This is a genomic window from Alteromonas sp. ABH4_456, from assembly GCF_056160645.1.
Genome location: NZ_JBSWXO010000007.1, coordinates 25,576 through 41,526, shown reverse-complemented (window position 1 = coordinate 41,526; position 15,951 = coordinate 25,576). Strand labels below are relative to the sequence as shown.

The 15,951-nt window shown below is 48.4% G+C and carries 14 protein-coding genes and 1 pseudogene; 8 read left to right on the top strand and 7 right to left on the bottom strand.

Annotated features, from left to right (window positions below; all coding sequences use genetic code 11):
• Positions 1 to 97: 97 nt before the first annotated feature.
• On the top strand, positions 98 to 793 hold the full coding sequence (gene fre, locus ACXAG2_RS12160) for an NAD(P)H-flavin reductase (protein ID WP_474867338.1): 696 nt from the start codon (positions 98 to 100) through the stop codon (positions 791 to 793).
• A gap of 17 nt (positions 794 to 810) precedes the next feature.
• On the opposite strand, the gene ACXAG2_RS12155 is transcribed toward fre, so the two are convergent.
• Together ACXAG2_RS12155 and ACXAG2_RS12150 are read right to left on the bottom strand one after the other, a co-directional pair.
• On the bottom strand, positions 811 to 1,737 hold the full coding sequence (locus ACXAG2_RS12155) for a hypothetical protein (RefSeq protein ID WP_474867335.1): 927 nt from the start codon (positions 1,735 to 1,737) through the stop codon (positions 811 to 813).
• A gap of 67 nt (positions 1,738 to 1,804) precedes the next feature.
• Positions 1,805 to 3,652, bottom strand: a complete 1,848-nt coding sequence (locus ACXAG2_RS12150; protein WP_474867333.1) for a hypothetical protein — start codon at positions 3,650 to 3,652, stop codon at positions 1,805 to 1,807.
• Positions 3,653 to 4,098: 446 nt separating this feature from the next.
• On the opposite strand from ACXAG2_RS12150, the gene ACXAG2_RS12145 reads away from it, so the two are divergent.
• Together ACXAG2_RS12145 and ACXAG2_RS12140 are read left to right on the top strand one after the other, a co-directional pair.
• Positions 4,099 to 5,433, top strand: coding sequence for a M28 family metallopeptidase (locus tag ACXAG2_RS12145; RefSeq protein ID WP_474867614.1), 1,335 nt, complete (start codon positions 4,099 to 4,101; stop codon positions 5,431 to 5,433).
• 192 nt (positions 5,434 to 5,625) lie between these two features.
• The gene (locus ACXAG2_RS12140) at positions 5,626 to 6,615 is read left to right on the top strand and encodes a substrate-binding periplasmic protein (RefSeq protein WP_474867330.1); all 990 of its coding nucleotides are present in this window, start codon (positions 5,626 to 5,628) and stop codon (positions 6,613 to 6,615) included.
• Between the two features lie 394 nt (positions 6,616 to 7,009).
• On the opposite strand, the gene ACXAG2_RS12135 is transcribed toward ACXAG2_RS12140, so the two are convergent.
• The 3 genes from ACXAG2_RS12135 to ACXAG2_RS12125 form a co-directional block, all read right to left on the bottom strand.
• Entirely contained in the window at positions 7,010 to 8,122 is a 1,113-nt protein-coding gene (locus ACXAG2_RS12135) for an acyl-CoA dehydrogenase (RefSeq protein WP_474867612.1), read from the bottom strand.
• A 210-nt stretch (positions 8,123 to 8,332) separates the two neighbouring features.
• Positions 8,333 to 8,806 carry an Lrp/AsnC family transcriptional regulator gene (locus tag ACXAG2_RS12130; RefSeq protein ID WP_474867327.1) on the bottom strand — a complete coding sequence of 158 codons (474 nt, stop codon included), beginning with the start codon at positions 8,804 to 8,806 and terminating at the stop codon, positions 8,333 to 8,335.
• A 32-nt stretch (positions 8,807 to 8,838) separates the two neighbouring features.
• A complete protein-coding gene (locus ACXAG2_RS12125; protein WP_119502647.1) occupies positions 8,839 to 9,435 on the bottom strand; it encodes a LysE family translocator in 597 nt (198 codons plus the stop codon).
• 113 nt (positions 9,436 to 9,548) lie between these two features.
• Between ACXAG2_RS12125 and ACXAG2_RS12120 the strand changes: the two genes are divergently transcribed.
• The gene (locus tag ACXAG2_RS12120) at positions 9,549 to 10,919 is read left to right on the top strand and encodes an aminotransferase-like domain-containing protein (protein WP_474867324.1); all 1,371 of its coding nucleotides are present in this window, start codon (positions 9,549 to 9,551) and stop codon (positions 10,917 to 10,919) included.
• Between the two features lie 140 nt (positions 10,920 to 11,059).
• Here the strand turns inward: ACXAG2_RS12120 and ACXAG2_RS12115 are convergent.
• Positions 11,060 to 11,674 (bottom strand): annotated as a pseudogene (locus tag ACXAG2_RS12115) (RMD1 family protein); the annotation flags it as partial.
• Positions 11,675 to 11,896: 222 nt separating this feature from the next.
• Between ACXAG2_RS12115 and ACXAG2_RS12110 the strand changes: the two are divergent.
• The 3 genes from ACXAG2_RS12110 (at position 11,897) to ACXAG2_RS12100 (ending at position 13,770) form a co-directional block, all read left to right on the top strand.
• Positions 11,897 to 12,070: a DUF3012 domain-containing protein gene (locus ACXAG2_RS12110; RefSeq protein WP_119503495.1), complete on the top strand. Its 174-nt coding sequence runs from the start codon at positions 11,897 to 11,899 to the stop codon at positions 12,068 to 12,070.
• Positions 12,071 to 12,424: 354 nt separating this feature from the next.
• Complete coding sequence (locus ACXAG2_RS12105; protein WP_474867321.1) at positions 12,425 to 12,928, top strand: O-acetyl-ADP-ribose deacetylase; 504 nt, start codon at positions 12,425 to 12,427, stop codon at positions 12,926 to 12,928.
• Between the two features lie 194 nt (positions 12,929 to 13,122).
• Positions 13,123 to 13,770 carry a YitT family protein gene (locus ACXAG2_RS12100; RefSeq protein WP_349589563.1) on the top strand — a complete coding sequence of 216 codons (648 nt, stop codon included), beginning with the start codon at positions 13,123 to 13,125 and terminating at the stop codon, positions 13,768 to 13,770.
• Here the strand turns inward: ACXAG2_RS12100 and ACXAG2_RS12095 are convergent.
• Complete coding sequence (locus tag ACXAG2_RS12095; RefSeq protein WP_474867319.1) at positions 13,767 to 14,648, bottom strand: glucosamine kinase nucleotide-binding domain-containing protein; 882 nt, start codon at positions 14,646 to 14,648, stop codon at positions 13,767 to 13,769. The genes ACXAG2_RS12100 and ACXAG2_RS12095 overlap by 4 nt on opposite strands.
• A 206-nt stretch (positions 14,649 to 14,854) precedes the next feature.
• Between ACXAG2_RS12095 and ACXAG2_RS12090 the strand changes: the two genes are divergently transcribed.
• The gene (locus ACXAG2_RS12090) at positions 14,855 to 15,898 is read left to right on the top strand and encodes a LacI family DNA-binding transcriptional regulator (protein ID WP_474867316.1); all 1,044 of its coding nucleotides are present in this window, start codon (positions 14,855 to 14,857) and stop codon (positions 15,896 to 15,898) included.
• Positions 15,899 to 15,951 lie beyond the last annotated feature (53 nt).

Genomic DNA, 15,951 nt, shown 5'->3' with positions numbered 1-15,951 from the left:
CGGTGGAGCGCCCATGGATGGGTTTACCGCGTGTTTTAATTGCATATGCGCTCCCCTCTCAGCCTGCGTCAGAACTTCAACCAATCAAAGAGTAACTATGTCGGAATTTCAGTGTAAGGTTACGGCCATCACGCCGTTAACTGAGGTCGTTTATAAAGTTGAGTTAACGCCTGCGCAGCCGGTGGATTTTAAAGCCGGTCAGTACATCATGGTGCATATGGGCGGAAAAGATAAGCGTCCGTTTTCCATCGCTAATCCGGCTTATGACAATGGCCGAATCGAATTGCACATTGGTGCAAATGAGAAAAACGCTTACGCCACCGAAGTCCTCGACAAAATGCGTAATGAAGGTGAAGTCACCTTAAGTGGCGGTCACGGAGAAGCATCATTACAAAGTGATGGTTCAGACATGATTCTTATCGCCGGTGGTACCGGTTTTTCTTATACCTGGTCTATTTTGCAGCAGGCACTGAAAGATCATGCAACCACGCCGGTGACCCTTTACTGGGGCGGACGCAATCAGTCAGATCTCTATCTATTCGATGAACTGACAGCATTAGCGGCTAAGCATGACAATTTCACCTTCGCTCCGGTAGTAGAATTTCCTGAAGAAGGCTGGCAGGGTAAAACCGGTTGGGTTCACAAAGCTGTGATGACTGACTATCCGGATTTATCTGACAAACAGGTTTATATTGCAGGGCGTTTCGAAATGGCCAAAGTGGCACGGGATGACTTTGCAGCATGTGGCCTGTCCACCGGTAAACTCTTCGGTGACGCCTACGCCTTCATATAAAGACGCGGGCCTTCTCATCAAGCCAACGTATGTTTCAGAAGCTCCTCATTACAGGGAGCTTTAATTTTAGCTTTGAAGAGCCCGTCATATGCCACCCAGTACCGAAGTGTTTTTCCTGTATTATTTATAAGTGTATCTGCTCCCAGCGAAGTTGGTAATATGACGAAATAAGCATCATTGGTAGTCACTACACTGCTCAATTCTCCTACGGCAACTTCAGAAAAAGCACTTTCCACATTTGAAGGCAAAGTTCCCTGAACGAATTGTCGTCCTTGGCGCATGTTGGCTTGTTTTATGTCCCGTGTTTCACTTCTGATAAATTCTCGAATTTTTTGATATTTGTCTTTGGATTGCAGTATAGAATTTCTCAACTCTGCAATCTTTTTGTACTGATCATGCCCGTTTACAGTCTTAGGCAATTTTAAATAGAAACCGCTGTACAGAGGGTTTTCGGCAAGATAGCTTTTTAAATCTTTGTTTTTCAGGTTCTGACCTTTTTCTCCGAACCACAAATTAAACAATTGTGCAGCTTTAAGCTCCGTTTCCTGTAGATAGCTATATACCGACTCGTTCACGTAATGCCTTGCTATGATGCGAAGATATTCCGTAGCATTCCCGTATATTCGAATATTCGCTTCCCTTTTTTCCGAGAGGTAGTTTCTGTCAGCGTCCGTCAATGATATTCCTGATGACTCAGCATAAACATTAACACTTCTTTCGTAACAAGCCAGAGCTAATGCTTCCGTTCGGACAAGCTCCTCACTAATCTCCTGACCGTTACTTTTCATTATTCTACTCACATAGCGCTGCCAGAAACTATATTCGGGTTGGTAGAGCGGCAACCCAAGCATAGTTATTACGGGTTTACTATTCTCCTGATCATCAGCCAGGCATGGGGCCTGTATAAAAATAAAGAACGCTAAAATTTTACACAATGAATTCACACTAAATCTCCAAACCTCCGCATATGTCATAAAAATGGGCGACAAAAGACGCCCATATTCATAGAAATTATTCGCTGTCGGTTACCTGTAAAGTCACTTTACCGCTATACATACCGGGCTCAATATCAACTTGCACACCATCTACTAGCAAAGTTAAATTCATACCATCCAGTGCACTTAGTGTTGCGCCGTCCTCTATGTTGAGTGATGAAATATAAGAGGTAGTTGTCACTGTCCAACTGGATGTGCTGTCCATGAAAACTGAGATCGTATCTTCAGCTTCCACTTCTGTATATTCATGAACAACCTTTCCAATCAGGTTGTAATTGACGTAACCGTCAGATTCAAGAACATCGGTAAAGAAAGAAACCGCATCATCGTAAAACTCCAGATAACCCGGCGTCGCTTCAGATGTTGTAATTGCACCAGTTAATGTCGCTCCTTCTAATGTCAGCGAAAGCGAGCCGTTCGCAGCGTTACCGTTGATAATGTCACCCGTTAGCGTCACGTCCGATAACGTTGCAACAAGTTCAGATGATGCTCCTCCATCATTGAGTTGAGAAGCATCCCCACCCTCAGGAGGTTGATTTCCACCTCCGCTCTCGCTACCAGTATTCAGGCTTTGCAGGTAGGCACCGTAGGGATCGTCGTTTTCAATCATTTCCAGAAGAACATTATTTGAAGCAACTAATGTAGCGTTATCAATAACAATGGTGGGAAACGAACTTTTTGCCTGAATGACAGCTTCCTGTGTTTCAAATACAGTACCGTTCTCAATCCGTAGCTCACCAGTTCCACTATGCAACATGACACCAATTCTGGCAGACTTTACGTAGGAGCTATCTGTGAATGTAGTGTCACCGGGAGCAGCCATAATGACGCCATAGTCCACAACATCCATATTACAACCGCTGAAATAATCCAGATTATTACCGATGGAATAAGCACCGTAACCGCTCTCGATAGTTTTGATGTCTGAATTAATGCAGTAAAGCCGGCTGTCACTGGTATCATCGGTCGATAGCACTCCCCATCCCTGTGATGTGATAACAGAATTGATGTAGTAAGCAGTACCATTTCCTACGAGGTTCGTTGATCTGACATTGCCGGTAATACCAAGCATCCACGGCGCTTCCATCATCCGTCCCAAATCCACATTGAACGTATAATCTTCGGGTAGCGTGCCGTTATAGGTTTCTATAACCGCATTGTTGACTGTCATTGTACTATTTCCGCCAACAAACACTGCGGTACGTATCGCACCATTAGTTGTAATCACAGCATCGTTTACCTGCACATTGGCGTAGCCTGAAGACATAATAGCTGCGCCATATCCGGAAAAGTCGTTACCACCGTTTCCGGTAAAATCCATAGTCGGGCTATCTATCAGATAGTCATAAGAATCTGTACTTTCAGCACTACTCGTCACCACAATGCCATTGAAATTTGCTCCGGTAGATGAGATAACCAAGTCACTTGCAGTTGCGTCATCAACTTCCCCCTGAGCCAGAGCTGCCAATACAGATTTCTCAGCTACATAAGCGCCGTCCTCAATATAAACAGCTGTTCTGAAATAATTGGTAATGCTGTCACTGTAAACTACCGGAATTGAGTCTGTAACACTTAAAACAACGTCTCCGGAATACTCACCGCTTGCTATTGCTGTCTCCACAGAATCTACCGTTAATGTGAGCGACTTTCCTTCAGGCGCAGTTACACTTGCGTCCTCTTCTATTATCAGCACATCGTATGAAGTGCTTTTGGTAATCTCCACGGACTCCCCACTAGCTATTGTCAAAGTTACGTCTTCGACAGTGTTTTCATTATTATCTTCGGTAGAATCACTGCCGCATGCAGAAAGAGCCAGAAGTGTGGAAATATATACTGCCGTGTATCGATGAATTGAGTGTTTCATTATTATCGCTCCGCAATACCATTCTTTAATAAAAAGTTAATTTCGCGTAAAAATTAATCGCAAAACTACTATTATCGAAGTGACAAAAAGTATGAAATCGTGATTCTCAATGTATTTAATTCATCAATAAAATTGTAAATTCGCTTCTTTACATAAATAGACTGATGGACTCAAGTGGTTTCCCGCTCCTCAGGATTACAGAGTGGCTTACCCGACTGAACCAGATAAGCTTAAGTTGCCTTACCAAAATATTCGATGAATTAAAGGCTTAGACGGTCGTGCATTGTGTTACCTTTTCAGTTACATAGTAGAATCAATATGAATAAGAGTTAAAAGTATCGGGGCATGTAAAACCGATATCCCGACAGCCATGCAACCATAAGCGTGGCACTTACAACAGGCTTGAAGGAGTGTTTATGCTACCACGCACACTGGTTGCTACTATCATGCTGCTGTCCACTTCAGCGATAGCAGCCCCCACCGCTAACGACGATCCGCGCCTGCACGATATTGCTAAAGCAATTTCTGCAGACCGCATTGAAAAAGACATCACTACACTAGTGAATTTCGGTACCCGTCACACATTGTCTGAAACCAAATCAGACACCCGTGGCATTGGTGCGGCCCGTCGCTGGATCCAGAAAGAATTCGAACAAATCTCCGCTGTATGCGGCGGCTGCCTTGAGGTTATTACGGTCAGAGACACTATCAGTGGTGAAAAGCGAATTCCCGATCCGGTGGAGGTGGTCAATGTTATTGCTATTCAACGGGGAACCACCGATCCGGACCGCTACGTGATCATGTCCGGTGACATTGATTCACGGGTATCAGATGTGATGGATTTCACATCAGACAGTCCCGGCGCAAACGACAACGCCTCAGGTGTTGCCGGTACACTGGAAGCAGCACGGGTACTCAGCCAGTACAAGTTTAACGGCACCATTGTTTACGCCGCACTTTCCGGTGAGGAACAGGGTTTATTCGGCGGTAAAATTCTCGCCGCAAAAGCACAGAAAGAAGGCTGGCGCATAAAGGCGGTGCTGAATAACGATATGATTGGCAATATCGAAGGGGTGAACGGCGTGATCAATAACAGTACCGCCCGCCTGTTCGCTGAAGGTACCAGAGTCACTGAAACTGAGTCAGAAGCCCGTACCCGGCGCTTCACCGGCGGAGAAGTGGATTCTCCCAGCCGTAATCTCGCCCGTTATATTGATAAAATTGCTGATCAATACATCGAAAATTTAGACACCATGGTGATCTACCGGCTCGACAGATTCGGCCGCGGCGGACACCACCGGCCATTCAATGATTTAGGCTATCCCGGTATCCGCATCATGGAAACCAACGAGAATTACACCCGCCAGCATCAGGACTTACGCACGGAAGACGGCATTGTATACGGCGACACCCTTGACGGCGTTGACTTCGACTATGCAGCCAAACTGACCGGATTGAATGCAGTGAGTCTGGCTGCTATGTCCTGGGCACCGACACCACCGGCAGAGGTATCCATTGAAGGAGCGGTAAAACCTTCCACCACGCTGAAGTGGAAAGCCGCCGACAGCAAACAAAATCCTCAGTTAGCCGGTTATAAGGTGTACTGGCGCTACACCGATGCACCGCAGTGGCAATACAGCAAATTTGTTGGTGATGTCACTGAAGCCACTCTGGAAAATATTGTCATCGACAACTACTTCTTTGGTGTTGCCAGTGTCAGCAAGGACGGCATTGAAAGTCCGGTGGTCTACCCGGGCGCAGCCGGCAGTTTCGGCGAATAAGCCTGAAACACAGCTTGCCACCCGTCATTGCAAGCTGTACGCACACTATCCTCAGGTTAAAAGCGTGACAGGTTGTCACGCTTTTTCTGTATTAATCCCCCCGGGACGCTACACTTTTACAACAAAGCCGGTTACGGTAGACGACTCTGCCCGAAATACTCCGTACTGGCAGACGTATTTAGGAAGTATTTGATGATAAAGGTATTTAGCGGTTTAATTTTGACGGGCCTGTTTTGTCTGACGACCCCGGCACAGGCAGAAATCAAACTGGGCGCCTCTCCTCTCGCCACTTACATTGATAACGAAGGTGAGCCTGCCAGGCTGAACAGTATTGTCACCGAGGCCTTCAGGCGTATGGATACGGACGTGACATTGCAAGTGATGCGCAGGGCCTTTTTAGGCGGTGCACTGACTACCGGCCAGCTTGACGGAGAATATGCGTTTATCAGTCTTGATGACAAACAGAGTAATGCCCTCTATTCAACTCCGTATCTGCCATTATATCTGTATGCAGCCAGCAAACGTCCCGCGGTAAAAGAAATTAAACTGCTGCCTCAGTTGCAGGACAGCCGCATTGCTATTGAGAACCGTTTTGCTAATACCACGCAGATCCGCGCCGTGCGCGAGGTGAAATGGTCCCGTACGCCCACTACATTCGATGCCTTTAAACAATTTGCTGATGATCGTACGCCCCTGCTGATGACTTCAGCTTTACTGATTGATGAATTTAACCTTTTACTGCTGGCAGATAATGAGGAACTGGTCTCCCGCTCGGCTGACGCCCTCATCACCAGCGGCTTCCACCTGATGCTGGCAGAGGATACAGCCGCTAACAGAGGCCTGATCTCAACATTTAACGACACCATTTCACACATGCAATCTGACGGTACCTACAACACGCTGTTAGGAAAGAGCTGGCTGAGTAAAGACATCAACAACGACGGCATTGCCGATTACATTACGTCAGAATCGGTTTTCCACGATACCACCCCGCCCTCAGCCGCAACGGCGTATCCACTGGACTCAACCCGCCCCGCCGCTGCCAGTGTCTATATAATTGACGGCAACCGTTACGATAACTGGCAGGATGCAGTAAACGTGTTACAGTCACTGACACCGGCGGCGACGCAGCTCAGCCTGCTTGATGCCGATATATACAAAAAAATTATCCGGCAGTGGTAGTAAGAAACATTTTATTCTATAAAAAATTAAACTAGCAAATTCTAACGGAACGCCTATATTTAAAGGGAGTCACCCGATAAATTTATTTTATCGTGGTGAACTAAATTTCTCCGTAACACGTTAGACATATTACTGTCATAATTATATGATAGTGACGGGTAAACCACAGGAGGGCTCATGAATATGCATGCATTAACCAAGTCATTTACGCGGTTTTTTGAGCGGAGCCATCCATATACAGTTGCATACTATATTGGAAGGAAAAATGCTGAGAAGATTTTTGATTGCAAGATCAAGAAGAAATCCAAGCTACTCGCTGACTCAAATCACTAGCGTCAACACCCGATAAACAGGCCTTGTTCACAAGGCCTGTTTTTATTTGTGCCGGAAAAAATTAAAAGAACGCCTGCAGTCCGGTTTGCGCCCTGCCCAGAATTAACCCGTGAATATCGTAAGTGCCCTCATAAGTATTCACTGTTTCCAGATTCAGCATATGCCGCATAACATGGAAATCACCGGCAATCCCGTTGCCTCCGTGCATATCTCTGGCTTTACGGGCAATATCCAGCGCCTTTGAACAGTTATTACGTTTAACCAGTGAAATCATCACGGGATCAAATGCGCCGTCGTCAATCAGTTGCCCCACCCGCAAGCTCCCCTGCAAGCCCAGCGCAATTTCCGTTTGCATATCCGCCAGCTTGGTCTGGAAAAGCTGAGTCTGTGCCAGTGGCCTGCCGAACTGCTTTCTGTCGAGGCCATACTGCCGCGCAGCGTGCCAGCAAAACTCTGCCGCCCCCATGGCTCCCCAGGAAATACCGTATCTGGCCATATTCAGGCAACTGAATGGCCCCTTTAAGCCACGCACTTCAGGAAACATATTCTCTTGTGGCACAAATACGTTGTCCATAACGATTTCCCCCGTAACAGAGGCATTCAGTGACAACTTGCCCTTGATTTCCGGTGCCGACAAACCAGCCATGCCTTTTTCCAGCACAAAACCGCAAATCTCATTGTCCTCACCGGTATTTTTAGCCCATACCACAAAGACATCGGCTACCGGTGAATTAGTGATCCACATTTTATTGCCTGTCAGTCTGTAACCACCCGGCACTTTTTCCGCGCGGGTTTTCATTCCCGCCGGATCCGAACCCGCATCCGGCTCGGTTAAACCAAAGCAACCGATAAATTCACCGGTGGCCAGTTTGGGCAGATATTTTTCTTTCTGTTCAGTGGTACCAAATGTCGCAATGGGATGCATAACCAGCGAAGACTGCACGCTCATGGCGCTGCGGTAGCCGCTGTCGACCCGCTCCACTTCTCTGGCAATCAATCCATAGGAGACATAATTCACCCCGGCGCAGCCATAGCCATCTATGGTTGCACCTAACAGGCCCATCTCACCGAACTGACGCATGATTGACGTATCGAAAGTAGCAGTGCGGTTTGCGTTTTCAATGCCCGGCATCAGTGCCGTCTGGCAGAAATCTCTTGCTGCATCACGGAGCATTCTCTCCTCGCCGGTTAACTGCGTTTCAAGATGAAAAATATCATTCCAGTGAGGATTGGCAGAGGCTGTCACGGTGAATTCCTGTTGTGCATTTGAACCTGCACACAGTATCACACGGTTGACAGCAACGGATCACCTGTGAAATGAAAGAAGGATCTGATTGCTGTCAACCTGATACAACACAAAGTATTGCACGTTGTCAGCCTACGCTCACAGATGAGTCAGGGGCATTTCAGTGGAATATTTGATTTGTTCCATAGCAAAACTGCTGGTGACATCGCTCAAATCGATGCCGGATACCAGCCGCTTGTAGAAGTGATCAAAGCTTTGCATATCAGTAACCAGCACTTTAAGCAGATAATCATACTCGCCGGACATGCGGTAAAATTCGACCACTTCTTCAAAAGAGGAAGCATGGCGGGCAAACTTGTCCAGCCACTGCGCATCGTGACGGGATGCCTTTACCTGCACGAACACTGTCATGGTTAAGCCAAGATGCATAGCACTGAGCAGTGCCACACGCTTGCTGATCAGCCCGTCGTTTTGCAGTCTCTGGATGCGGCGCCAGCACGGTGTCGTCGTCAGCCCCACCTGTTCTGCAATATCGCTTACCGGTGTTTCGCTGTTATTCTGTAACGCCGCTAAAATGGCCTTGTCGGTTTTATCCAGTACTGCTTTTATCATCTGTGGCGTCCCGTATGCGCTGCTTTCGCCTATTATGTCAACCACAGCGCAATTGCCAAGCCTGAAAGCATCACTGCCAGTGAAGTAAAGAAGCTGTAGCGCATTTTCGGGACTTGCAGATATTCGTGGATCACGCTGCCAAGTACCGTCCACAAGCTGTTTGCTGCCAGTCCGCTTAAGCAAAACACAATGATGAGGGCCAGACTGTCTGTGACCACACGGTCGGGTGACACAAACTGGCTGTAGGCGGTGATCAACATCAGCCAGGCTTTGGGGTTCAGCGGGTGCACCAGTATGCCTTTAAAGAATCCGGGGGCAACAGCGCTGGCCCTGCGGGCTTCGGCGTGTCTGACACGCCATAAGCTGTAAGCAAGATAAAGAATGTAGAACGTACCGGCCACTTTAATGAACGTCACCATCACAGGAAACTGCTGAAAAACACTGCCTAACCCGACGCAAATCGCCAGAGCATTAATCACAAACCCTGTTACCACCCCTGCCATTAGCGGCAGCGTGCTGCGTATGCCCAGTTGCACACTGGTGCCCAGCAAGGTCAGATTAGCCGGTCCTGGGGTAAACGTCATACTGACAGCAAACACCACCAGCAAACTCAGATTCTGCAATTCCATTTTCTTTTCTCTTAAACAACGTACTTAACATTACCAACGTGATTGATATACTGATTGAGCAATCAATAAACACAAAAATATGAATTGTTACCCTATCAATGTGAGAGCAGAAAATGTGGAAACCGACAATTGATGCCACCAGCGACAAAAAGCTTTACCTGCAAATTTGCGACGGTGTGGCACAGGCTATTGTCAGCGGAGAGCTGAAGCGGGGCGAGCAGCTTCCCACCGTACGGGCACTGTCAGCGCTGCTGAATGTTACACCGGGAACCATAAACCGTGCCTTTGATGAAGGAGTGCAGCGGGGAATCATTGAGAAAACACAGGGAAAAGGGACGTTTGTAAAACAGCAAAAACAAGGACGGACGATCAGTGCAGCGATGCTGCCCGGACGCAAAGATGTTTTCGACTTCACATTGAATCAGCCGGCCTGCCTGAACATTGAACCCATTCTTTCAACCCACCTTCAGAACCTTGCCCGTCAAAATGATCCCCGCCTGTGGTCGGTGTATGGCGATACCCGCGGACTGCCGGAACACCGGCAGAGTATGGCGGACTGGCTGAATCTGAGGGGAAATAACGCTGACCCGGAGAATCTTTTCCTCCTTGCCGGAGCCCAGCAGGGCTTGTTGTCTTCCCTGATGTTGTTATGCAATAAGGGCGACACGGTCATGGTTCAGGAAACCACTTTCCCCGGGATCCGTGCTGTGGCAACACTGCTTGGATTGCAATTGCAGCCAGTGGCCATGGATGAGTGCGGACTCGATCTCAGCGACTTCAAAGCACGGTGCAAGCAAGCCACCAGCCAGGTGCTGGTTATTCTGCCGACAGCGCACAACCCCACCGGAAAGACCCTCTCTCAAAGTCACCGGGAAAAGCTGGTGAAAATTGCCCGTAAATACGACATTTATCTGGTGGAAGACGATATTTATTTGCATGCAGAACCGGTTTTGTCACTGCAACAGCTTGCGCCTGAGCGCACTTTTCACGTATCGGGGTTTTCCAAGTGTGTCGCACCGGCGTTAAGGGCCGGCATGCTGGTTTGCCCGCCACAATTTACCGGTAGTCTGGCACGGGTGATACAGGCACAGAACTGGTTTACACCACCGGTAACTACCGAACTGGCTCACAGGCTTCATGCAAGCGGCGATGCCGTTACCATTGAGCAGGCCAGGCGGGAAGACTGCATAGAGCGTATTGCGCTGGCCAAAGGGATTCTGGGCGAAAGACGTATTCAGTACGACCCGGTGAATTTGCACATCTGGCTGAAACATTCTCCGCGGCTTGATAATGCCGCCGTGATCAGCCGCCTGAACCAGTTGGGTGTAGATGCACTGCCATCGGTGTTCTTCCATGTGACAGAAACGTCTTCGGCGCATTTACGTCTTTGTCTGGGCAATCTCAATCCTGAGAACTTACAACAAGGTCTGGAGATTATTGCCAGAGAGCTGAACCCGTCCTTGCCGGAACGGGCAATCATCTGATCGCCGTTTGCAGTAGCATCACTGGCCAGTATTGTCCAGTTTGTTCCCCGGACTTTCCCGGGCTCCAAAATAGTGCAGTTACCCGCCAGCATCTCAAACAATTCATGAATCACATTCAGTTTGTTCGACAGTAAATCGACTCTCGGACGAATATCCAGATATTTCATTGTGGCATTATAGGCGTCTTCGAACTCAGGGTATTCCCAGAAAAATTCCGGCGTATCCAGCAAACCATAGTGCAGAAAAATATCGCTTTTGGTACTGAAAAGATGACCACGAATACTGGCCAGCTTCTGTCTGCTCAGAGTAATTTTACCTGATTCAGCCAGTGCCTTAGGCAAATATGCATATTGCTGAATAGTCTTTTCCGCCTGATATTCATACTGATTCAGTTTGGTCGACTGCGCCAGCGCATGACTGACAGCCAGTCGCATCAATGCCTCACCGGCCGGAAGGGAAATCAGGTCGCCCTGCAATTTGAGTGACTCAGCCCCGGTGTTAAAACGCACATGCTCCTGATGCTCACAGGAAAGGGCATCACTGCTGATTTGCAGGCGATGCAAGAACGCCAGACGTTCGTCTTCGTCCACGCCCCAAAATACCAGCACGCCGTAGTCAAACAGCCATCCTTCTCCACCCGGCAGCGGCAAATGCACAGCATCCCGGTAGCGTGTTCCGTGCTGAGACTGGCTTATTGTTGTGGCGTCAGATTCTGATAATACATACACTGAAACCCGATCATTTGAGAAATCCATACTGGCTTCCGACAGGTTAAAAAACGGGCTGATTATGCGCTTGATTTCAGTTGTCACCTAGAAATATAAATCATTAATTTTCATAAAGTTACGATAATGACAACTCATATCTGGCATGCTTTCTCTGGCTCCTCATTGCACGGTCACCTTTTTCTCAGATAATTGATTTTGTCACCGCCACTGACTTACTATGAAATACCTGAAAAATTACGAGTGTTAATTATGAAAAAAGCTGTTTTCGCATTGATTGCATTAACTTTTACCCTGGCCGGTTGCGCCCCGGAAGTTGGCTCAAAAGCTTGGTGTGCTGATATGAAAGAAAAACCTAAAGGCGACTGGACGGCAAACGAAGCCGGCGACTTTGCCAAACACTGTCTGTTCAGCGACGACGATTAATCATTAATCCCCTTTAACCAGCGGATTGCTGAGCGGTCTCCGGCAATCCGATGTCATCCTGCCGGGCCGGTATCTGACACTGTCCGGCCTTATCCCCTGCGCTTACATTCTCTGTCTATGCTTAACTCTGGCACGATTCGTGGACTATTTACTCCGGAATATGAGTATTTCTGAATACCGTTTTTACCAGATTCCGGAAAACTATTTATTCCAATCAAAGGCTTAGCCTTATGCATCACAATTTATATTTTGCAGTAACCGGCGCAGATCTTTTTCCGGTTTGTCTGACATGTGTCGCTAAACACCGACAACGTCAGAACGGAAACAGCACCGCGAACGGTATTTGGGGACACGATGGCAAGGATCAGGGTTATTGACGGCGATATTACGCAACTGGAAGTGGATGCCGTCGTAAATGCAGCGAATCCGTCGCTGCTGGGCGGTGGCGGCGTTGATGGTGCAATCCACCATGCTGCAGGGCCGGAGCTTTTTGAGTATTGCAAAGCAGTTGGCGGATGTAAAACCGGTCAGGCAGTGCTGACACCGGGTTTTAATCTTAAGGCTCCGTATATTATTCATACCGTGGGGCCGGTATGGCGCGGCGGCGTGAACCATGAAAGTGACTTGCTTTCCAAGTGCTACCGGAACAGCTTACGGCTGGCGAGTCAGCATAACATTCAAACCATTGCTTTTCCGGCGATAAGTTGCGGCATTTACGGATATCCGGTGAATTCAGCCTGCGAAGTTGCGTTGGGTTCCATCCGCTTTCATGCCAGCGGAACAGCACTGCCTCACACTATTTATCTGGTTTGTTTTGGTGAAGAAGTTAAATCAGGGTTCCGTCAGCTTCTGGGCTGACCCTGACTGGCTGGTATGACTAAAATCGCCGGGGAAAACACGCGGTGGTAACATTGCATTCACACAAATGCTAAAAGTCGTAAAGATTGCGCACCAGCACCAGCCCCACCAGACTGTACAAATAACAAACAACCCCTTACTTCCCTTTTCCCCCTCCGTATAATACGCGCTCTTCAAAAACGGAGGGCTTTCACATGCAAAAACCAAAACACAGTGTGGTTGAAGATATTTTTGCTTTAGTCAGTGCAGGGCTGTTCGTTGCCTTTGGCGTTTATTTATTTCAGTCGCAGGACCTGATGGTCGGCGGCGCTGCAGGGCTTGCGCTGCTGGGAACTTATGCGTTGCCTGTAGACTTCGGGGTGCTGTTTTTCCTGATCAACGTGCCGTTTTATGCCCTTGCGTGGACCCACATCAGCAAACGTTTCACTATAAACACGTTTATCTCCGTGTCTACCGTCTCAGTACTTACTGATCTTATCCCCCGCTTTGTGGATGTCAGCAGTGCTAATCCGGTTTTCACGGCAATATTCGGCGGGATCCTCATTGGCGTAGGCATGCTAATCATGTTCCGTCATACCTCAAGTCTGGGCGGTCTTGGTATTCTGGCGTTCTATCTTCAGCAACGTTTCTCCATCCGTGCCGGTACTTTTCAGCTGTCAGTAGACACCGTTATTTTGCTGTCTTCACTGCTGGTACTCGACTGGCGTCTGGTACTGATGTCGGTGCTGGCGGCGTTCTGTCTGAACATGGTGCTGTCCTTAAATCACCGGCCGGAAAGGTATACTCTGCCGTCATTATCCAAACAGGATGATAAACTGCCGGGGGCCGGCGAAGCCAGTTAGTCCTGGCGGACGTGCACCGCCCCCCACTCAGGGCCATACTTAGCTTCAATGATCTTCGTCCGGATATCTTCGGGCAGGAATGGTCTTACAGTACCGGCAAGTCCGCCGGCCAGTACCAGTTTTCCCTGGCTTTTTTCCATGGCAATACGGGCTATTGATGATAAATAGTCCGTGCCGGAGCGGACAATATCTGAAGCATACACATCGCCCTTGGCCGCACAGTCAAACACAAGTCCGGCGGCGCCGGCAAACTCAGCCGGTTGCGCATAATTAAGTTTGTTCACGAGTTCCCGGGTGGTGCCTGCGCTGAAATGTGCACAGATCGTTTCAGACAGCTGTGAGGCCGGCAACACACCATCCAGCGCTTCCAGCGTGTGCCGCACCGCTTCACGACCGAACCAGGCACCACTGCCCTTATCACCGATATTAAAACCGTGGCCACCATACTGAATACAGTCTTTGCCACACAGTGCGGCTGCGCAGGAGCCGGTACCGGCAACCAGAACTGCACCGCTCTCACCACCGTGCGCCCCCACCAGCGCAGTATGCAAATCACTGGTGAAACGAAATGATGCAAAAGGATGCTGCCATTGACTGAGCATTTCTGCGGCTTCTTTCACCGTTGCACCGGCCAGACCCGCACTCACATGACACTTTGCGAGCACCGCAGCGTCATTCTCATTAATCGCAACGTCTGCATTTTGCAGGGCCAGTAAAACCGACCGGATAATGGCCGGCAGGGCTTCTTTACCAATCCTGGCCACATTAGCAGGACCGCTTATTCCCTCACCTGCCGGTTCACCGTTTTCATCAAACACAACGGCCTTACACTTGGTGCCGCCGCCATCGACTCCGGCAATATATTGCTGGTTATTCATTTTAATTATTATTCTCCTGACAACTGGTCGCTGAAATCCGGCACCACGGCTAATATTTAAAGGTTGGGTTTGATATTTACCATTTATCGTTAATCAATGTCACTGCAAGGTTCCCGTTCAGGATTAAATTTCATTATAGAACAATACAACAACGTTTTTTATGGCATGATGGCGTTCATGTCCAACGGACTGACAGGATTTTCTGATTGAAAACAACGATCAAGGATGTCGCTGAACTCGCAGGCGTATCCTTTAAAACCGTTTCACGGGTTGTGAACAAAGAACCCAACGTGAGCGAAGAAACCGTTGAAAAAGTGCAGGCTGCTATCAGGCAGCTGAATTACCGTCCCAATCCGGCTGCAAGAAACCTCGCCAGTGATAAGTCCTATTCTATAGCCTACGTCTATGACAATCCGAACGCTTATTACGTTATTGATATGCAGAAGGGCTTGTTAAGAGAATGTAGAAACAATGATTACGACCTGCTGATCCATCCTTGCGAAACCTCAAATGAGGATGTCGTCAGCGATATTCTTCAAATGGCAACCCGCTCAAACCTGGCTGGCCTGATATTGTCTCCGCCATTATCCGAAATGCCGGAATTACTTAATCAGATAGTTCATTCCGGATTGCCGTTTGTGGGTATTGTTTCAGGCGTAGCCCCTTTCGGCATTCAGGGGAAATGGCTGTGTATTGATGATTTTCAGGCTGCCTGCGATATCGTGAATCACCTGATTCACCAGGGCCACAAACGCATTGGCTTTATCTCAGGCAACAGAAATCACCGCTCTACACTGGAACGGGAACGGGGTTATCTGGATGCACTGGAAAATTATCGCCTGGATACCAGTGCGGAACTTAGAATAGACGGCGAGTACAATTTCGAAAGTGGTGTATCGGCTATGAAGCAGTTTCTCGCGCTGGAGAACCCGCCGACAGCAGTGTTTGCCTGTAATGATGAACTCGCCGCCGGCGCTTTGCTGGAAGCAAGACTGAATAATATTCAGGTCCCTCAGGACATGGCGATAGCAGGTTTTGAGAACAGTCCCTTTTCGCGGCAAACTTCTCCGGCCATAACAACTGCAGAACAGGATACCGTGGCCATAGCCCGTAAGGCCGCCGGCTTGCTCATCGACACCATTTCACAAAGCAAACGACACGCTAAGCCGGTGTTTGAAGAGACGGACAGTATTTTTTATTGTCCGGAATTGATTATCAGAGATTCCACAACGAAAAAGCCCGGCAACTGAGCCGGGCTTTGTGTCATTTCGCTTTAGGCGGCGTCGACTTTGGCGCAGATCCT